The 19,741-nt window shown below is 67.8% G+C and carries 16 protein-coding genes; 10 read left to right on the top strand and 6 right to left on the bottom strand.

Annotated elements, in window-relative coordinates:
• The first annotated feature begins 204 nt into the window (after positions 1-204).
• The 4 genes from E3T43_RS15360 to E3T43_RS15345 all read left to right on the top strand — a co-directional run bounded on the left by E3T43_RS15360 (position 205) and on the right by E3T43_RS15345 (position 7,323).
• Entirely contained in the window at positions 205-3,210 is a 3,006-nt protein-coding gene (locus E3T43_RS15360) for a glycosyltransferase family 2 protein (protein WP_134473073.1), read from the top strand.
• A complete protein-coding gene (locus E3T43_RS15355) occupies positions 3,200-4,663 on the top strand; it encodes a DUF5719 family protein (protein ID WP_134473072.1) in 1,464 nt (487 codons plus the stop codon). The genes E3T43_RS15360 and E3T43_RS15355 overlap by 11 nt, the downstream gene beginning before the upstream one ends.
• Before the next feature lie 241 nt (positions 4,664-4,904).
• A complete protein-coding gene (locus tag E3T43_RS19340; RefSeq protein WP_241979035.1) occupies positions 4,905-5,984 on the top strand; it encodes an MTAP family purine nucleoside phosphorylase in 1,080 nt (359 codons plus the stop codon).
• A gap of 91 nt (positions 5,985-6,075) precedes the next feature.
• A complete protein-coding gene (locus tag E3T43_RS15345) occupies positions 6,076-7,323 on the top strand; it encodes an NAD(P)-dependent oxidoreductase (protein WP_134473071.1) in 1,248 nt (415 codons plus the stop codon).
• A gap of 110 nt (positions 7,324-7,433) precedes the next feature.
• On the opposite strand, the gene E3T43_RS15340 is transcribed toward E3T43_RS15345, so the two are convergent.
• Positions 7,434-8,582: a sensor histidine kinase KdpD gene (locus E3T43_RS15340; RefSeq protein ID WP_134473070.1), complete on the bottom strand. Its 1,149-nt coding sequence runs from the start codon at positions 8,580-8,582 to the stop codon at positions 7,434-7,436.
• Positions 8,579-9,412, bottom strand: a complete 834-nt coding sequence (locus tag E3T43_RS15335; RefSeq protein WP_198414381.1) for a response regulator transcription factor — start codon at positions 9,410-9,412, stop codon at positions 8,579-8,581. Before E3T43_RS15335 ends, E3T43_RS15340 begins: the two co-directional genes overlap by 4 nt.
• Positions 9,413-9,676: 264 nt before the next feature.
• On the opposite strand from E3T43_RS15335, the gene E3T43_RS15330 reads away from it, so the two are divergent.
• Genes E3T43_RS15330 through E3T43_RS15320 form a run of 3 tightly spaced genes read left to right on the top strand, consistent with a single transcriptional unit; the run spans position 9,677 to position 12,083 of the window.
• Positions 9,677-10,435 carry a glycosyltransferase family 2 protein gene (locus E3T43_RS15330; protein WP_134473069.1) on the top strand — a complete coding sequence of 253 codons (759 nt, stop codon included), beginning with the start codon at positions 9,677-9,679 and terminating at the stop codon, positions 10,433-10,435.
• Positions 10,432-11,247 (top strand): DUF2064 domain-containing protein, encoded by an 816-nt coding sequence (locus E3T43_RS15325; RefSeq protein ID WP_134473068.1) that lies wholly within the window; start codon positions 10,432-10,434, stop codon positions 11,245-11,247. Before E3T43_RS15330 ends, E3T43_RS15325 begins: the two co-directional genes overlap by 4 nt.
• A complete protein-coding gene (locus E3T43_RS15320) occupies positions 11,244-12,083 on the top strand; it encodes a bifunctional 2-polyprenyl-6-hydroxyphenol methylase/3-demethylubiquinol 3-O-methyltransferase UbiG (protein ID WP_241979034.1) in 840 nt (279 codons plus the stop codon). Before E3T43_RS15325 ends, E3T43_RS15320 begins: the two co-directional genes overlap by 4 nt.
• Positions 12,084-12,273: 190 nt before the next feature.
• Here the strand turns inward: E3T43_RS15320 and E3T43_RS15315 are convergent, their stop codons facing one another.
• Complete coding sequence (locus E3T43_RS15315; RefSeq protein WP_134473067.1) at positions 12,274-12,813, bottom strand: hypothetical protein; 540 nt, start codon at positions 12,811-12,813, stop codon at positions 12,274-12,276.
• An 89-nt stretch (positions 12,814-12,902) separates the two neighbouring features.
• Complete coding sequence (locus E3T43_RS15310; RefSeq protein ID WP_134473066.1) at positions 12,903-14,210, bottom strand: molybdopterin-dependent oxidoreductase; 1,308 nt, start codon at positions 14,208-14,210, stop codon at positions 12,903-12,905.
• A gap of 110 nt (positions 14,211-14,320) precedes the next feature.
• Here E3T43_RS15310 and E3T43_RS15305 point away from each other — a divergent pair, with 110 nt between their 5' ends.
• Complete coding sequence (locus tag E3T43_RS15305) at positions 14,321-15,703, top strand: glycosyltransferase family 87 protein (protein WP_134473065.1); 1,383 nt, start codon at positions 14,321-14,323, stop codon at positions 15,701-15,703.
• A 302-nt stretch (positions 15,704-16,005) separates the two neighbouring features.
• On the opposite strand, the gene E3T43_RS15300 is transcribed toward E3T43_RS15305, so the two are convergent.
• Entirely contained in the window at positions 16,006-16,686 is a 681-nt protein-coding gene (locus tag E3T43_RS15300; RefSeq protein ID WP_134473064.1) for a hypothetical protein, read from the bottom strand.
• A 323-nt stretch (positions 16,687-17,009) separates the two neighbouring features.
• Positions 17,010-17,456: a metallopeptidase family protein gene (locus E3T43_RS15295; RefSeq protein ID WP_134473063.1), complete on the bottom strand. Its 447-nt coding sequence runs from the start codon at positions 17,454-17,456 to the stop codon at positions 17,010-17,012.
• 40 nt (positions 17,457-17,496) lie between these two features.
• On the opposite strand from E3T43_RS15295, the gene E3T43_RS15290 reads away from it, so the two are divergent.
• The gene (locus tag E3T43_RS15290; protein WP_092452672.1) at positions 17,497-17,721 is read left to right on the top strand and encodes a DUF3499 family protein; all 225 of its coding nucleotides are present in this window, start codon (positions 17,497-17,499) and stop codon (positions 17,719-17,721) included.
• 274 nt (positions 17,722-17,995) lie between these two features.
• Entirely contained in the window at positions 17,996-19,483 is a 1,488-nt protein-coding gene (ahcY, locus tag E3T43_RS15285) for an adenosylhomocysteinase (protein WP_134473062.1), read from the top strand.
• Positions 19,484-19,741 lie beyond the last annotated feature (258 nt).

Genomic DNA, 19,741 nt, shown 5'->3' with positions numbered 1-19,741 from the left:
AAAAGTCACGCCACCACGCCGAAGAACGCCAGACCAGCACTGGAATTGACTTCAGCGCAATCTGGCGTTCCGGAAATAGCTAGGAAACTCCCGCTAGGCCCGGGGGATGCTGACGCATCCGCTTTGCTATTGCCCGGCCAATATTTGAGGCGCGCCCTCTCGGTTGAGGGGCAGCGACCGATCCCGACCTAGGCTGGTTCTGTTATGCAACCGAGAGTCACCGCCATCCTTGTCGCCCGAAACGGTGCGAAACACCTTGAGCGAACTCTCAAGGCGTTGTCGTTGCAGACCCGCAAACCCGACATTGTGATCACGGTGGACTGCGGATCGAGCGATGCGACAGCCAAGATGCTGGCCGATTTCGGGCCGACCCAGTTCATTGCCGCCGATGCCGACCTGAACTTCGGGCAGGCGATTACCGCCGCCGTGCGCGTGACCACGCCGCCCACGCACGACCGGGAGCTGCTCTGGCTGCTCGCCCAGGACAGCGCCCCAGACCCGACCGCCCTCGAAGTCCTGGTCGACGCGCTCGAGATTGCGCCGTCCGTTGCGGTGGCCGGGCCCAAGGTGATGGAGTGGATCGCCGGCGAATACATCCACAACTTCGGCGAGTCGATGACGCCGTTTGGCGCGACCGTCACCCTGGTGGAGAGCGAACTGGACCAGGGCCAGCACGACGGATTGAGCGATGTGCTCGCCGTCAGCGCCGGCGGCATGCTCGTGCGCCACCAAGTGTGGGAACAGCTGGGTGGTTTCGACCCGGCGCTGCCCACCGTCGACGACTCCCTTGACTTCTGTGTGCGCGTGCGCCTCGCCGGGTATCGCGTTTCGGTGGTGCCGGCCGCACGGGTGGCTTCGGCCGGCGACGGCGTGGCCGGCCCGAACCAGTCCTCCCGCGGGCGGCTGCGCCGCCGCCGGGTGCGAGCCGAACGCTCGGCGCAGCTGCATCGCCGCCTGGTCTACGCGCCGGCCGGAGTGCTCGCCCTGCACTGGTTGACCCTGCTGCCGCTCGCCTTCATCCGCTCGATCGGCCAGCTGCTGCGTAAGGAGCCCGGAGCCATCGTGGGCGAATTCTCGGCCGCATTCGGCGCTGCCTTCAACGGCCTGCGCGTCAGCAGCGCCCGTCGCATGTTTACGAAAACCCGCACCCTCGGCTGGGATGCCATCTCCACTCTGCGCGTTCCGTCGGCCGAAGTTCGCCGGCGGCAGTCGCTCAAGCGCGAGGCGAGCCTGTTCGGCCTGCACGGTGAACGCGCCGAAATTCGGTTCTTCTCCGGCGGCGGAGCCTGGACCATGCTCGCCGCCGCGGTGGTCGGCATCGTGATGATGGTGCCGCTGCTTGGCGCCAACACCCTCATCGGTGGTGGGCTGCTGCCGCTGTCGCCCAGCCTGCCCGAACTGTGGGCAAGCGTCGGCTACGGCTGGCGCGACCTCGGACTCGGCTTCGTCGGCGCCGCAGACCCGTTTGCCGCAGTGCTTGCCGTGCTCGGCTCCATCGCGTTCTGGTCGCCGTCCTTTGCCTTCGTGCTGGTCTACGCGCTCGCCTTTCCGCTCGCTGCGGTCGGCGCCTGGATGGCGGCGACCCGCCTGACCGACCGGGGCAGCCTGCGCGCCCTGGCCGCCGCCCTGTGGGTGCTGGCCCCGAGTTTTCTGGCCGCCCTGGCAGACGGCCGCCCGGCCGCCATCCTCGTGCACCTGCTGCTGCCCTGGCTGTTTTTCACCTGGTTCGCGGCCGCGCGCACCTGGTCGTCCTCCGCCTCGGCCGCACTGTTGTTCGCGGCGGTCGTGGCCTGTGCGCCCTCCCTCGCCCCGGCGCTGCTCGTGGCCTGGCTCCTCAGCGTGGCCATTGCCGGTCGCCGGGTAATGCGTTTCATCGGCATTCCGCTTCCGGCGCTCGCCCTCGCGCTTCCGCTCATTGCCGACCAGGGCCTGCGCGGCACCTGGCTGAACCTCGTCGCCGACCCCGGCCTGCCCGTACCGAGCGATCACGCACCGACCCTGCAACTGCTGCTCGGGTTGCCCGGCGGCAGCGGTTGGGCCGGTGTCCTCGATCGGTTCGGGGTGCCTGGTCTCGACCCGCAGCTGATCGTGCCCATCCTGCTCGCGCCCATCGCCCTGCTCGCCCTGCTGGCGCTGCTACTGCCGGGCGCCCGGCTCGCGGGCGGCGCCTGGCTGGTCGCCCTGCTCGGATTCGCCACCGCCCTCGCCGCCAACCAGCTCGTTCTCGCCGCCATCGGTGCCGAACCGGTGCGGGTGTGGTCGGGCGCCGGGCTCAGCCTGTACTGGCTCGGCCTGGTCGGCGCCCTCCTGATCGGCCTGCGCGCCCTGCGCCGATTTGCGCCGGCGCCCGGGGTCGTCGCCGCGCTGGCTCTGGCCGTCGTAGTGCTGCCGCTTCTGGGCTCCCTGCACCTCGGTACCGCCGCCGTGCGCGAGGGAACCGGGCGAACCCAGCCGGCCTTCGTCGCCGCCGAAGCGCAGATCGATGACCGGGTCGACACCCTGCACCTCGTTCCGCAGGCCGACGGCGGCCTGCTCGCTACGATCGAGCGCGGTGTCGGCGCCACGCTGAACCAGCAATCCACCCGCGGCAGCACCGACCAAACGCTCAGCGCCCGCGAGAAAGCGCTGGCGGAGCTCGCCGGTAACCTGGCCTCACGCAGCGGGCTGGACACCAGCGCGGATCTGGCCGAATTCGGCATCCGCTTTATCGTGTTGCAGCCGGCCGGCGCTGATGTTCTTGCCGGTGACACCCAGCTGCGCACCGAAACCGCCCTGGACGGCAATGCCGCACTGGCACCGGTGGGCGACACCGAATTCGGCCGACTGTGGCAGTTCGGCGAAACGGATGCTGCCGGTGGCGTTTCAGCACCGGCTCGCGCCGGCGGCGTCTTCGGCTTGGTCACCCTGCTGATTGCCGTCGCCGTGGTGGGCAGCGCCGTACTACTGTCGCTGCCGATCGGCGCCGGCCGTGAAGCCGTGCGCCAGGCCAACCGCGATGCGATTCGCCGCGCGGCCAGGGCCAACGCCAAGCCGAAACCGAAACGCACCCGCCGGGGCAAGAGCATGGTCGGTTCCGACCTGGACGCCGATCGGGAACCGCCGCTCGGTACCGATCTAGAGGCCGACCTGGCCATGGACCGGGAAACCGGCGTCGGTACCGGGCTGGAATCGTCCACGGAAGACACTGTGGAGGACGATCATGCCCGCTAGAAGCACTCTCGTCCGCATTGGTGGTCGGGCCGGCCGCGGCGTGCTCGGTCTGGTTGGCATCGCGGTCGTTGTCGCTGTCGGCGCGGCCTCGACCCTCGTGACGCTGCCGACCGTTGAGAACGAACCCCGCTCGAGCGAGATCGTGCCGCTGCCGAGCGAGCAGCAACGGGTCTGCCCTGGACCGCTGCTCACTCTCGCCGAGGATTCGACGCAGGCCCAGTCGGCGTCGAGCGTCGGGTCCGCTGCCGCCGTGTATGGCGCTATCGACGCGGCCGGGAGCGACTTTGACCAGATTCGCCCGGACGTCACCGAGATCAGTGCGGTCGACGACTCCAGCAGTCGGCAGCCGCCGCTGTTGCTGACCGTTCCCGTGCAGGATGGCGCCACCGTGCCGCCGCTCGTCGCCGGCAGCCAGTCGCAGGTCGTCGGCACCGACACCCTGGGCGGGCTCGCCGTCGCGTCCTGCACCGAAGCGGCCAGCGAGAGCTGGCTCGTTGGGGGATCCACCGATATCGGCGGCAGTAGCCTGCTGCTGCTCAGCAACCCGTCGACCGTGCTCGCGACCGTCGACGTCACCGTCTACGGTGAGAGCGGAATCGTCGACGCGCCCGGCGCCTCCGGCATTCTGGTGCAGCCCGGTGAGCAGCGTGTCATTTCGCTGGCCGGCCTCGCCCCGAACCTGAAATCCCCGGTCGTGCGCGTGTCGTCGCGTGGTGGGCAGGTGGCGGCAGCATTGGAGCAGAGCAGCATCCGGGGGATTGAACCCGGCGGAGTCGAGATCATTGGCGCCACCGCCACGCCGGCACTCAACCAGACAATTGCCGGGGTGCGTGTCACGTCGGCGGTCGCCGCGGACACCGTTACCACCGGCGAGGGGTTCAACGCCGATACCCCGTCGATTCGGGTGTTCGTGCCCGGCACCGAGGCGGCGACCGTGCAGATCGGCGTCACGAGCGCCGACGGGGCTGCTGACGGCACCTCGACCCAGGTAGAGATCGAGCCCGGAGTTGCGACCGAAATTCCGCTGTCGCCGCTGACCGTGGGCAGTTTCTCGGTGAAATTGCGTTCCGACCAGCCGATCGTCGCGGCCGCCCGTACCTCCAGCGCAGGCGCTGACGGCCGGGACTTCGGTTGGTTCGCGGCCTCGGCACCGCTCGAGGGTTCGTTCACGGTGGCCGTCGCCGAGGGGCCGTCGCCGACCCTGCACCTCGTCAATGGCGGGGGAGCGGATGCTGCGCTCACCCTCACGCCCGTGCAAGGCTCTCCCGTCGACCTGCAGATCGACGCCGGGGCGAGCGCGACGGTTCCGCTGCGGAGCGGGGCTCGCTACCTGGTGAGCGGTGCGGAGTCGGTGTGGGCGCTCGTGGACTACTCCGGCGACGGCCTGCTGTCGTCATTCACCGTGAACCCGCCCGGACCGCTCGCGTCGTCGATCCGCGTCTACACGCACTAGCCGGTTGTCGTTCCGAGCGTTCCTCGTTTGGTGCTTCGTGCGCGTTCGGGGCGCTCTTGTGTCCGGGGCCCGGGCCCCGAACACCTGGGTCCGCCGTCCGCGGCGAGGGCTCGTCGGCCATTTAGGACCGGGCCGGGTCAGCCGCGGCGGGGGCATCTGTTTTGGTGTCGCGGGCTTTCGTGGGCACGCAGCTTTCAATGGCAGACTGAACACTCGACTCGTAACCCGCTGGGAGCCGCTAGTGACGATTGACCCTGTGCTTGACCCGACCGCGCGCGCGGACGTCGCCGTGATCGGCGGATCCGGCCTCTACGAACTCGTCGACCCCGCAACCGCGGTCACGCATCGGATTCCGACGCCGTACGGGTCGGCGTCGGTCACGATCGGCCTGCGCGCGGGTCGCCGCGTCGCTTTTCTGCCCCGGCACGGCAGCGGCCACAGCGTCGCGCCGCACCTGATCAATTACCGGGCCAATCTGTGGGCCCTCGCCTCGATCGGCGTGCGGGCGATCATCTCCTCCTCGGCGGTGGGCGGGGTCACGCCGGAATATCCGCCGGGTCTGCTCGTCGTCACCGACCAGTTCATCGACCGCACGTCGGGCCGCCCCGACACGTTTTACGACCGGGAATCGGTGCAGCACCTTTCCGCCGCGGACCCTTTCGACCCTCAGCTGCGCGGGTACGCCCGGCGCGCGCTCGAGGACCTTGGCGAGAACTTCGCTCCCTCCGGCACGGTCGTGGTCATCCAGGGTCCACGGTTTTCCACCCGGGCAGAGTCGGTCTGGTTCCGTTCGATGGGCGCGCACATTGTCAATATGACCGCGTACCCCGAAATCGTGCTGGCCGGTGAGCTCAACATGGGCACGGTCAACCTCTCCTTCGTGACGGACGCCGACGCGGGACTCGCGCCGACGCCTTATGCCGTCGAGGTTGGTCCCGTGGTCGATGCCTCCGGTTCGGCCTCTCCTGGCTTGCCTGTGCCCGGCGTGGCCGCTTCGGGCTTGGCCGTGTCCGGGTCACCGGCTTCAGCGTTGTCCGCGCCCGGCGCTTCCGGCGGCCCCGTAACGTCTGGCCCGACCGCGACCAGCGAAACGGATGCCGTCACCGCATCGGTCGTGTTCCGTCGCCTCCGCGAGGCCCAGCCGCGCATCCTCGCGGCCATCGACGGGATCTTGCGCGCCTTGCCGACCGACTTCACCCCGCGCGAGCTCATCGACCCGGCCCAGGTCGACGCCGTTCTGGCGCGGGCAGTGCTGTCGGATGCCGCGCACGGCGATTCCTCTTCTGCCCTGCTGTCGGACCCAGCCGGGGATCTCACGTGACGACCGGTCGGTCTGCGCCTCGTCGCAGGCTCCCCGGTGCGTCCTGGCCAACCACCGGGCCTGGTGCTCGTGCCTGTTACCGAGGCCTCGCATGAGCGGCGTCCGTCTGCTGATCACCGGCGGCGCCGGATTCATCGGTTCCGCAATCGTTGAGGCTGCCCTCGCCGGCGGCTACGAGGTGCGCGTGCTGGACTCACTGCGCGCCGACGTGCACGGCCCCGCGGCAGAGTCCACAACCGGTCCGGGCCCGGGCCCGGAAAGTGGGCCCATGATAGAACATGGGCCCCGTTTCCGGGCCCGGGCCCGGAACATCAGGCCGGCGGGACTGGACCCGCGGGTCGAGTTCGTGCACGGGGACGTGACGGACCCGGCGACCGCAGCCGGCGCCCTCGCCGACATCGACGTGGTCTGTCACCAGGCGGCCAAGGTCGGCCTCGGTGTGGACTTCGCCGACGCCCCCGACTACGTGCACAGCAACGAGGTCGGGACGGCCGTGCTGCTGGCCGCGATGGCCGCGCGGGGCATCCGTCGCCTGGTGTTGGCGTCATCCATGGTCGTCTACGGCGAGGGCAGCTACCGGGGCCCGAACGGCTTTACCCGGCCCGGCCCCCGCGTGGCCAGCGACCTCGATGCCGGACGCTTCGATCCCCGTGACCCGGCCACCGGGGAGCCGCTCGAGCCCGTTCTGGTCAGCGAATCCGATCCGCTCGACCCGCGCAACGTCTACGCGAGCAGCAAACTCGGCCAGGAATATCTTGCGACCGCGTGGGCCCGCTCGACCGGCGGACGCGTCGCGGCCCTGCGCTACCACAACGTTTACGGGCCGGGCATGCCGCAGAACACGCCCTATGCCGGAGTCGCCTCACTGTTTCGCTCGGCACTCGAGCGTGGCGAGGCTCCCCGAGTGTACGAAGACGGCCGGCAGCGCCGCGACTTCGTGCACGTACGGGACGTCGCCGCGGCCAACATCGCCGCGCTTGACTTCACCGGGCTCGACTACAGGCCGCAGGCTGCCGGTCTTGGCCGAGCGCCCGCCGACTCTGCAGCTGATGAAATCGCACCCACCGGCTCAATGAATTCCGATGCGGGAATATTGCGTCCGTTCAACGTCGGCAGCGGTATGGTTCACACCATCGGAGACATGGCGACCGCCCTTGCCGCGGCGGCGGGCGGCCCGGCACCCATCGTGACCGGGCAGTATCGGCTCGGCGACGTGCGGCACATCACGGCGTCCTCGGAGCGTTTGCGACGAGAACTCGGCTGGTCGGCGCAAATCTCCTTCGAGGACGGAATGCGCGAGTTTGCGACCGCCCCGCTGCGCGCCGCCGTGCGCCCCTGATTGGTCGTCCCGGCGCATCCGTGAGGTGCCACCTTTCGCCCCTTGAGCAGGCCCCGCGATGCCACCCCTGAGCGGGTGAATGGTCACAATCGGCGCCGCATCAACACCGCTCAGCCAAGCGGATGCTGCGGCAGCAGCAAATCAAACCGACACCCATTCTCCACATTGGTCACCGTCACCAACCCGTGATGGGCCTCAGCGATCCCCTGAACAATAGCGAGTCCGAGCCCGGCGCCGCCGCTGCGACCGCCGGTTCCCCAAGCGGACACAGTCCGCGGCTCGCTCGCCCGCCACCCGGCCTCGAACACCCGGCCGAGGTCCTCTTCGGGGATACCGCCCGCCGCATCGACGACCGAGATAATGGCCCGCCCGTCGACGTGCCGGGTCGCGGAGACCACGATCACACTGTCGGCCGGCGAATGTTGGATGGCATTCATCACCAGGTTGCCCACCGCACGGGCGAGCTGGCGGGCATCCGCTTGCAGCATCAGACCGCGTTCGCCCTCGAAGCGCAGGTCGAGCGATTTCGCGAGGGCAACCGGCGCCAGATCGGCCACCGTATCGCTCATCAGGTCATACAGGGAGACCCGTTCGAGCGACAACTGCAGCGCTCCCGAATGGATTTTAGACAGCTCAAACAGGTCGTCGACCATGCCGCTGAGTCGATCGACCTGCCCGCGTATCTGTACGTAGTACCGCTCGGGGTCTGGCGCCATGCCGTCTTCCAGCGCCTCGGCCATGGCGCGGATTCCAGCCAGCGGGGTGCGCAAATCGTGCGAGATCCAGGCCACGATTTCGCGTCGGGACGTTTCAATGCGTTCTTCCCGCTCGCGGGATTCGGTCAGCCGATCGGCGGTTGCGGCGAGCTCCCCGGCCAGCGCTGCGAACTCCAGACTCGTATGCCGATCCGGGGAGAGAACCGATTCGCCTCGACCGATGCTCGCCGCGGCGGCCCGAAAATACTTGTTGTCGCGTGCCAGTGAGCGTCCGAGCACCGACGCCATTACGAGCGACACGACACCCGCCACCGCTGCGACCGCGTAGAACACGATCAGATCGTGCGCCGACAGATACATCAGCGAGGCGACCGCAGCCGTTCCACTGACCACCGATGCGACGGTGGCGAAGGCGACGACGACGATCTGGGCGATCAGCGACCCGCGCGACAGTAGCCGCAACGCGAGCAACCCGAGCGCGCCCACGACCAGCGCGCAGCCGAGTGCGATGCCGGCGACCGCGGCGAACACCGGGGCGGTCATGTCGTGCCGCCGGCGTTCTTCGGGCCATCCGCGCTCTGTGCGCCCCGCGCAGTCCCGGCTTTTTCCGCCGGCACCGTGCCATCCGCAGCCCCCGCGCCCAGCGGCACAGGGTCGAACCGGTAGCCGACCCCCCAGACCGTGTTCAACACGAGCGGATGCGCCGGGTCGGCTTCGATCTTCTCCCGTAGCCGCCGCACGTGCACGGTCACTGTAGACAGGTCACCGAATTCCCAGCCCCAGACCGAGCGGAGGAGTTCCTCACGGGTGAGCACCTTGGAGGGGCGCCAGATCAGGTAGGCGAGCAAATCGAATTCGCGCGCGGTGAGCACGAGGGGGGTCCCGCGCAGGCGAATCTGGTGCGCGGCCAGGTTGAGCGTGAACTCGCCGGCCTCGAGAATCCCCTCCGGAATCGACTCCGACCGGCTGCGCCGCAGCACCGACTGCACCCGCAACACAAGTTCCCGCGGCGAGAACGGTTTCACCAGATAGTCGTCGGCACCGGCCTCGAGTCCGGCGATGCGGTGCTCTTCCTCGCCGAGTGCGGTGAGCATGATCACCGGAAGGGCGCCCCAATTTTGCCGAATGCGCCGACACACTTCGATGCCGTCGAGCAGCGGAAGCATGCGATCGAGCACGACCAGGTCGGGCGGCACAGCCTCGGCTCGGCGCAGTCCGGCGAGCCCGTCGACGGCTTCGTCCACGACGAATCCGGCGGAGCGCAGGTATTGTCCGACCACCTCACACACCATCGGATCGTCCTCGATGACGAGCACGCGGCGCCCGGCCAGGGCATCGGCTTGCGGCGGCGCGAAATATTGGGAGGGGGACACCCCCTCAGACTAGGCGCGCGGTCGTGTCACCGCGCGGTACCGCGCGACCGATCTGTGCGCCTGGTCAACGGATGCCCCGCCCCATGCCGCCACTAACCGTGCGGGGCCCGGGCCCGGAACGCGGGCCCAGTCTACAAAGTGGGCCCCGGTTCATAGGGTGGGCCCGGTCGACGGCTTGGCTTGCTGTGGAGCTGCTCGGTATCCTTCCCAGGTTCGTAACCACTTTCGCCCCGAACACTCAGACCCTGTGCATAGGGTCGAGCCATGACGAGTATTCGGGTTGACGTGGTGCTGCCCTGCCTGAACGAGGCACAGGCGCTTCCGTGGATTCTCCAGCGGATGCCCGCCGGCTACCGGGCGATCGTGGTTGACAACGGATCCACGGACGGTTCGGCGGATATTGCCCGTGCCCTCGGCGCCGAGGTCGTGCACGAAACCCGTCGTGGATTCGGCGCCGCAGCCCACGCCGGGCTCCTCGCCGCGACCGCCCCGATCGTTGCGTTCTGCGACGCCGACGCCTCGATGGACCCGCGCGACCTGCCACTCGTGGTCGACCCGGTCGCTCAAGACGACGCCGATCTCGTGCTCGGAAGACGCCGCCCAACCACCCGAAATGCGTGGCCGCCGCATGCCCGGTTAGCAAATACCTATCTTTCCTGGCGACTGCGCCGAATAACAGGTGTGAACATTCATGACCTCGGCCCCATGCGGGCCGCCCGCCGCGACCACCTCCTCGCCCTCGATTTGCGCGACCGCCGCAGCGGGTATCCGCTGGAGATGTTTCTCGGCGCTGCCGCGGCCGATTGGCGCATTCGTGAGGTCGACACCGGCTATGCGCCGCGGGTCGGCCGCAGCAAGGTGACCGGAACCGTGCGCGGCACCCTCACCGCCATCCACGATATGTCCGCTCTGCTTCGCGCCAGCAGCGCCGTCCGGAACGAGATTGACGACAGCCCACGCCGGAATGACAGCGCCGCCAGTGGCAACGCTGCCCGCGTCAGCCGCATTGGGGACCGCTCATGACCGCCATTGTCGTCATCGCCAAGGAATGCCTGCCCGGCAAGGTGAAGACCCGTTTGCACCCGCCGCTGTCGCTCGAGCAGGCCGCCCTTCTCGCCGCGTCGAGCCTCGCCGACACCCTCGCGGTCGCCGCCCAGCTACCCGCGACGCGCCACATTCTCGCCTTCGATGGTGTCACGCCGCCGCCAGAGGCATCCGGTTGGCAGATTTTGCCGCAGACCAGCGGCGGACTCGACGAACGCCTCGCCGCCATCTTCGACCACCTCGACGAGCCGACGCTGCTGCTCGGAATGGACACCCCGCAGGTCAGCGCCGAGCTGCTCGCACCAGTATTCCAAAACTGGAATGAAGCGGATGCCTGGTTCGGCCCCGCCAACGACGGCGGGTTCTGGGCGCTCGCGCTGAAAAACCCGAGCGGCGCGCTGCTCCGCGGCATCCCGATGAGCCGCTCCGACACCGGCGCACACCAGCTGCAACGTCTCGACCAGGCCGGCCTCACCGTGCGCCTGCTGCCCGCGCTCACCGACATCGACACCATAATGGATGCCCAGACCGTCGCCTCGATCGCCCCCCACACGCGCTTCGCGCGTGCTTTCGCGGGGGTGCGGGCATCCGCTCAACCCGGTGATGCGAACCAGCCCGCGACCGAACGGCGCTCGCCGGATCGGCCCCACGCGGAGGGGCGAGCTGCCGACGTGGCTGCCCCCGACCTGCACCCGGTGGCCCCGTACCCGGCCGACCTGCACTCGGCAAACCTGCACTCGGCGGCCGCGCGCGCTGCCGACCTGCTCACGCTGACCGGAACACGCTCGTGACCCTCGTCTCCCCCCGCCTCTGGGACCAGCCGGCGAAATGGCCGGTCAGCGAGGGTCCGAATGCCGCTGACCGATTCACTTCGGAACTCGTCGGGGAACTGGCCGAGCATGGGACCGCGAACCGTTCGGCTGCCGACCAGACGACGGCCGACCGTTTTCGGCGCCCGACTACCTTCGGTGCCGGCGGATCCGAACCCTACGCCCAGGCACTGCAAAGCGACGACAACGTGCTCTACCTGCACGGCCGCCGCCACGACGCCGATCCGGAAACGGCCGCCCGCGTTTCCACCATGCACGCCGGACGGTGGAGCGCCGGAGCCGATGCGATCGACCGTTCCCTGCTGGCGGGCGTCGCCGGACCGGTGCTCGATATCGGCTGCGGACCGGGCCGAATGATCCGGGCCGCGATGGACGAAGGCCTCGACGCACTCGGCGTCGACGTGTCACCGACCGCCGTACGGATCGCCCTGGCCGCCGGACTTACTGTGCTGCACCGCTCCGTCTTCGATCACCTTCCGCTCGAGGGAACCTGGGCAACCCTGCTCCTGGTCGACGGCAATATCGGCATTGGCGGCGACCCCGACGCGCTCCTCGAACGCTGCGCCGCGCTGCTCGCCCCCGACGGCATGCTCGTCGTCGAGGTTCACCGCGACCCCGAACACGACCTCGCGTATGTGGGCACCCTGCACGACGCCGCCGGACACACGAGCGACGCCTTCCCCTGGGCCGAACTCGGAGTTAGCGCCCTGCGCCGCCGGGCCGCACAAGCAGGCCTGACTCCGGTCGCCGAATGGTCCCGCGGCGGCCGCACCTTCGCCCGACTGGCTCGCGCCTAGTCGTTTATCTTTCCGGGCCCGGGCCCGGAAACCGGGCCCATGCTGGATCATGGGCCCGGTTCCCTAAGGTGGGCCCGGACCAAGGTGCTTAGGAGTCTGACCGTGCACCGACGATCTTCAATGTCTGAGCGAGCCGCGGATGACCCGCTGGCGCCCAGGGCAGCCGGTGAAACGGTCACCGCCAGGATCGTCAGCGTCCAGAATCAACGTCGATCTTCCCAGCATGGTGCCGCTCCCGCAGCAGCGCCCACACCGACAACCCCACCGTCAAAACCGCCAGTACGAGCCAGAAAATCCCCAGGTTGAGCCCGTAATCCAGCGGCAGCACGGTCGGATTCGCCGGAGCAAAATTCTTCGCCACCATCGTCGGCACCGCGATCAGCGACACAAGAGATCCGACCACAATTGCGCCCTGCACGATCGCAATGACCGTGCCGGTCGTCCGCCGCCCGACTCGGCGCAGCGCAATCGCACACGCAAACACGATCGGCGCCAAAATCGCATCGTGCAGCACGATCGCCGCCGCAATCCAGAGCGCCACCCCGGGAATCCGGGTCAGCCGCACCGAATCGAACATCACAAACGCGCCCCAGGCCAGCAGCAGCACACCAGCACCCACCAGCGCCAAACGGATGCTCCGCATCCGCCGGCTGGTCGACGCCGCGATCCCGGCCGGTGGCGGAAACAGGCCAGTCCCGGCGTTCTCGGTTGACGTGGTCGCCGAACCCATCGGGGCACCCCCGCCGGTCACCCCCACTCCGGTGTCCACACCGACGTCACCGCCGGCCGCCTCGCCGCGTGATCCGCGCGCATCCGCTCTCATGATTCGATCGCCTCGATTCGGCTCAGCCATTTGGTTTGCAACACCCCGGGCCGCCCTGGCGCGATCATGCGGGCCGGATACCCATGCTCGAGGTCGAGCGTCTCGCCGTTGAGCTCGAGGGCCACGAGCGTGAGCGAGTCGCGCACATATTCCCGGCCCATCTGGGTTTTGCTGAAACTGCCGCGTTCTTCCAGGCTGATCAGACGAAACGAGGTCTCCGGGTCGGCTTTCATCAGGTCGGCGAGGTCGCGCAGCCGCACACCGCGCCACGTCGCCATCTGACTCCAACCCTCGACGCAGGCGATCGGCAGCCGAACCTCGGTCTGCGGCAGCGCGAGCAGTTCGGCCCGGGTGAAGGAACGCTCGGTGCCGGCCACCGCGAGGGTAAGAGTCCACGATGAAGCGAGGGCGGCATCCGCCACCTGCGCCTGCTCGCTGGTGCGATTCACCGGAACCCCCTGCTGGCCGACGCCCTTCTTGCGCGGCGCAAACAGGTTGACCGCGTTCAGCGGCGTGAAGGTCTGGCCGGCGGTCAGGGCCACGACGGCCGTAGTGGCGACGCCGACGGTGGTGAGAAATCCGCGCCGGCTGACCCGCGAGGACGGGCGCGGCGTCGCATCGATATAGTCGAGCAGTCGCCCGGTGAGGCCCCCCGGCCGAGTCGTGCCCCACAGTCGCACCGCCTCCGCATCAGCCGCCCGGTCGGCCGACACCGCGTCGACCAGATGATCGCCGTCGCCCGAGTCAGAACCGTCGCCCGAGTCAGAACCCGAACCCGAACCCGAACCCGACGACTTACTCCAATACCGCGTAATCACCGGCAGCTTGACCGCAATGTGAATCACCAACAGCCCGATCAGCACCCAGCCAAGCGCAAAGTGCACCTGCCGAAACGGAAAGGGCCACGGATACCACTGAAACGTGTTGAGCAGTCCGATCGTGATCTGCACGAGCGAGGCCCCCACGAACAGGGCGATCGAGGCCCGTTCGAGAAAATGCACGAAACCGCGCACCGGGGGATAGGCGAACAGGTCGGGAAAAACGATGTACAACTTGGCCAGCAGCAGCGGAAAACAGGCGATGCCGGCGATGATGTGCGTGCCCTGGGTCACCTGATACAGAAATTCCGGCCGGGTCGCGAAGCGCATCCAGTCGAGCGGTTCCTGCAGAAAATGGCTGTACAGGCCGGTGCCGAAGCAGATCAGAAAGGCGGCACCGAGCAGCCGCCCGATCACGGTCGCCATGCGCGGATTGCGCACCGGTGACGCCAGCGCTCGCTGGGCCTCATACATCAATTGCCGCATACTTCTATTGCATCACCACAGCGCGTTGCAAACCGGAAAAATTCCTTACGATGTGCGGGTGAGTTGGGGAACGATCACGGGCAAACGAACTCCGTACGAGAGACTGAACCGTGCGCATAACGATCATCGCGGTCCTGCTGGTGCTCAGCGCTGCCCTCACCGCATTCAGCGCGACAACCCTCGACCTGTTCCCGCCCGAGCGCGACGAAGTGCAATTGGTGTTGGTCACGGCTGCGCTCTGGTTTGTCTTCGGCCTCGCCTGCTGGCTGCTGCATAAAATCAACGGCAAAGCGGTGGTTGCCCTGATCCTGGCTGGCTCCGCCCTGATCGGCGGCGCGGCCATGGTCGGCCCGCCCAACACGAGTACCGATTCGGCCCGCTACGCCTGGGATGGCATCGTGCAAAACGCAGGAATCAGTCCCTACGCCTTCACCCCAGCGGATGCCCGCCTCGATTCCCTGAGACCAGGCTGGCTGTTCCCGACGCCCCAGAGCGAGGCCGGCGGGGAGGAGAAATGTGTCGGCGAACGCATCGCCACCGCACGCACGACCGACGGCGACCTGCTCTGCTCGTCCCTGAACCGCACAGCCGTACCCACGATCTACCCTCCGGCCAGCGAAATCTTCTTCGCCGGCGTGCGTTTCCTTACCGGACCCGAGCCGGCCTACTGGCCGTTGCAGCTCGCCGGGCTGCTACTCAGCCTGGGTACCACGGTCATGCTGCTGGTCGGCACGCGCCGCCGCGGCCTCGACCAACGCAACGTCGCCCTCTGGGCCTGGTGTCCACTCGTGGCGACCGAGGCGATCACCAACTCCCACGTGGATATGCTCGGCGTCATCTTCGTCGTCGCGGCCGTATTTCTCGTGTCCACGAAGAAGGTCTGGCGTGGCGGCATCGCCCTCGGGATCGCGATCGGCACCAAGCTCATCCCGGTGCTCGCCGCGCCAGCGCTGCTCCGGCGCGGTGGCTGGCGAATGGTGACGGCATCCGTTCTGAGTTTTGCCCTGCTCTACGTTCCCTATGTGATCGCGACCGGCATCGGGGTCCTCGGCTACCTGCCCGGCTACCTGAGTGAAGAGGGGTATCAGGACGGGTCGCGGTTCGCGCTGGTGTCCCTGGTGGCGCCGGGGGCATCCGCTGTGATCGTCGCCGGCCTGATTCTGGCCATCGTCGCCGTGCTGGTGATTCTCAAGACCGACCAGAACCAGCCGTGGGTCGGCCAGCTCGTCATGATCGGCGCGACCCTGCTCGTACTCAGCCCCCGATACCCCTGGTATGCGCTGTTGCTGCTGCCGTTCGTGGCGCTCAGCGGCCGCTGGGAATGGCTGCTCGTGCCGATGGCGCTCACGCTGCGGCTGCTGGTGCCGAGCGTTCCGCTCACCCGAGCGTCGATCGCGATCGCGATCATCGTGATCGTGGCGGTTTCCCTGCATCGCACCGGCCCAGGCTCAGTCAAGCGGATGCTGCGCCCCCTGCGCGCCCGCCGGTCCTGACCGCCCTGCCTGACCACCCTGCTGTCTGACCGCCGTGCCTGACCGCCTTGCTGCCTCACCCCGCCTTGCCTGACCACCCTGCTGTCTGACCGCCGTGACTGACCGCCTTGGTGCGGCAGCCCACCTCAACCCGCTCGCGTCACTCGTTAGAGTTCGCGGCACCCCTAGCACCGGGCGCCCGTTTCGCTAACGAGTGCCGCAAGGCGCACAGGTGCCGCAAGGGCCCCCGGACACACAACAAACGGGGCCCGCCGTGTGGCGAGCCCCGTTTATGCTGTACAGCCGAAAGCTGTGAAGAAGAACTACTTCGTGGCGGCGGTGATGGTTGCGATGCCAACGAGCATCTGGTCGGCGACTGCGTCGGTGCTGAACGTGGAGTTCAGCAGGCCAGCGGCGACGGAAGAGATGTGAACCGTAGTGCCGGTGAGGATGGCGTTGTCGCCGTCCATCTTGAGCGGCTCAAGGGTTCCACCGTAGAGGTCGAACAGCAGGGCCTGGGTGGCAGCGGACTCGCCGTTGACCGAGACGTCACCGAAGAGCTCCGAGGTGCCCGGGTCGATGGTGAAGTTGGTCAGCTCGACGACGATGTCGCCGGCGGTCAGCGAGAAGCCGGATCCCTCGTGCTCAATGGAACCCTGAACGAAGGGGCGGTAATCTTCGGCCGGGTCGTAGTAGTCCACGTTTCCGCCGGTGATCGGGAAGTGCAGGCTGCCCTCTTCCAAGGTGGCCGTTCCCACGGTTCCGGCGGTCAGGCCGAGGCTCGTCAGAGCGGCACCGAAGTCGGCGTCGAGCAACACGGCGGTGTCCACACCGGACAGGCTGGGGATCGAGGCGAGCGGCGTCGGCGTCGCGTCGGAGGAGCTCGACGAGCTCGCGGCAGGCGCCGGGGAGGAGGTGGTGGCTCCTGCCGAGCAGCCAGCGAGACCGGCGATGAGAATTCCGGCGGAGGCGAAACCAATGGTGGCCTTGGTGAATGTGCGCATGGGATGAATCCTTTTCTGTCAATCGAGCAGATGGTGTTGGGGTCTGCATGGTGTTCGGTTCCACCCCCGAAATGGTTTGGAATTGCCCCAATCCGTTACCGTTCTGTTACTCAATTCAGCAAACGTTCAGACAACGCTGGCGCGCCAAACACCCCTCAATCCCGGTCCTGAACAGGGATCGACGCTGATCAGCCGAGCGGATGCCCGACCCGGCTCGCGGTCCACGTTCTGACCACATGCGAGCTTTTCAAGCGCGCGCCGCGCCGACCCGGGCAGCACGGCTCCCGCAGCCCAAGCGGTGACAGCCGCGAAGTGGCGGCGGCCTAGAAGTGGCGGAAGCGATCCGGTGCGAGGTCCCACGGGTCTTTGCCGAGCAGCTCGGCGACTCCGCGAAAGACGCAGGTCTCGATCATCATGCGCTGGTGCATCTCATCGTTTTCGTGCAGGCGGGACAGTCGCTGAATTGGCAGCCGGTAGAACACCACCCGATTCGTCGCCGGCGTGACCATCCAGCGTTCCACGCCGATGCCCGGCATCACCGAGCGCGGACCGGAGGCCACCTCGAACACGGCGTGGCCGAGTTCTTCCGGCCAGACGCCGCGCAGGTATTCGATCGTGGAGGCGACCGTCATGTCGAACAGGTCGATCCGGGTGCGCAGCGGCGGCAGAAACGGACCGGTCGCCGAGCTGCGAATTCCGCGGCCGTGCCGGTCGCGCCCGCGGCCGCGTACGGTCGGTTCGGGCGCTGCAGAACGTCGAGATCGGGCCATGCTGCCATCCTAGGCTGGTCGACGGGTACCCTGAGAGACAATGACATTCCGTCCGTGTTCCCGCGTTGCCTGCCTCGAACCCTCGGTGGCCACGCTCACCTTTGACTATCGAGACTCGCTGGCCGTACTCGGCCCACTCGCCGGCCGCAAAGAACCTCACACCTTCGACCTCTGCGCACGGCACGCGGAGCGAACGACCGCTCCGCAGGGGTGGCAGCTGATGCGGCACCGCCTCGTCGCCGACGAGTCCGACCCCGTCGAGTAGCCAGCTCCGACTTTCCCCGGCCGCCTCGTCCCGCGGTCGAACCCCTGACGCGGCCCGCTGCCCTGCTCGTCTATTGGGCCGTCTCGGCCTCGCCGACTAGTGGCCGTTTCGGCCTCTTGGAATTACTTCGTTGACAAAACCTGGCCATCTCGTCCCGCAGGCCGGCTGCCCATGGAAGTGGGCAGCATCCGTTCTGCCGCTGCTTCGCATTATCAGCGTGCGGTCGAACCGATTTTTGTCGGGGGCGTTCAGGCGGAAATGGCAAGATAGCACCATGACTGTCGCTTCGGCCACCGCGCCCCCCACGTTCACCTATAAGATCGCCGACTTGTCACTCGCCGAGGCTGGACGCCACCAGTTGCGTCTGGCCGAGAACGAGATGCCCGGGCTCATGGCCCTCCGCACCGAATTCGGCGAATCGAAGCCGCTCGCCGGAGCCCGCATCGCCGGATCCCTGCACATGACCGTGCAGACCGCCGTGCTGATCGAGACCCTCGTCGCGCTCGGCGCCCAGGTGCGCTGGGCCAGCTGCAACATTTTCTCGACGCAGGACGACGCCGCCGCCGCGATCGCGGTCGGCCCCACCGGCACAGTGGATGCCCCGGCCGGCGTTCCCGTGTTCGCCTGGAAGGGCGAAACCCTCGAGGACTACTGGTGGTGCACCGCGCAGATCTTCGACTGGAGCGCTGAAGCGCAAGCCGCCGGAGCCAGCTGGACCGGCCCGAACATGATCCTCGACGACGGGGGTGACGCCACCATGCTCGTGCACAAGGGTCGCGAGTTCGAATTGGCTGGCGCCGTACCAGCGGATGCTGCCGGTGACAGCCACGAATACGGCGTCATTCTCGCCGCCCTCCGTCGCTCCCTGGCCGAGTCAACCGACCGCTGGACCCTGGTCGCCGCCGACCTCATGGGCGTCACCGAAGAAACCACCACCGGTGTGCACCGCCTCTACGAGCTCGCAGCGGGCAAGGAACTGCTCTTTCCGGCCATCAATGTGAACGACTCCGTCACCAAGAGCAAGTTCGACAACAAGTACGGCATTCGCCACTCGCTGCCCGACGGCCTCAACCGTGCAACGGATGTGCTGATCGGCGGCAAGGTCGTCTTCGTCGCCGGTTATGGTGACGTCGGCAAGGGCGCCGCCGAAGCGCTGCGCGGCCAGGGTGCCCGCGTCATCGTGAGCGAAATCGACCCGATTAACGCCCTGCAGGCGGCGATGGATGGATTCCAGGTCGCCCGCCTCGATTCCGTCGTCGAACAGGTCGACATCTTTGTCAGCGGCACCGGAAACTTCAACGTCATCGGTGTCGACCACATGCTGCGCATGAAGCACCTCGCCATCGTCGCGAACGTCGGTCACTTTGACAACGAGATCGACATGGCCTCGCTCGAGTCGCTGCCGGGCGCCGTCAAGGTTCAGATCAAGCCGCAGGTCGACGAATGGCGTCTGCCGAGCGGGCGCAGTGTGCTCATCCTGTCCGAGGGACGCCTGATGAACCTGGGCAATGCCACCGGACACCCCTCGTTCGTGATGAGCAACTCGTTCACCAACCAGGTGCTTGCACAAATCGAGCTGTATGTCTCACCGGAGAAGTACCCGGTGGGCGTGTATGTGCTGCCGAAGCTGCTCGACGAGAAGGTAGCGCGTCTGCACCTCGACGCCCTCGGCGTGGAGCTGACCGTGCTGACCCCCGAGCAGTCCGCCTACATCGGCGTTCCCGCCGAGGGCCCGTACAAAGTAGCCCACTACCGCTACTAGCCCCCGTCCGGACCGGGCCCGGGCCCGGTAACCGGGCCCATGTTCTATCGTGGGCCCGGTTCCGTAAGGTGGGCCCGGTCGTTCGAGTCGGGGAGCGGGTTCGTGGTTCTCGCTGGTCGAGGAGTGGGCCCGTTTTGGCCCGCGTCTCGACACCTGGCCGGGCGACACGCCCGGGTGGGGGGCGTTTTGACGGGTGGGTGGTCTGGCCGTAATGTATCTATACGTACCCCAAAGGTGCGGAAAGCCGCAGTGCTTCCC

The sequence above is a fragment of the Cryobacterium sp. Hh7 genome, assembly GCF_004403155.1.
In the GTDB taxonomy this organism is placed as follows: domain Bacteria; phylum Actinomycetota; class Actinomycetes; order Actinomycetales; family Microbacteriaceae; genus Cryobacterium; species Cryobacterium levicorallinum.
This window is presented reverse-complemented; position numbering and strand designations above follow the sequence as displayed.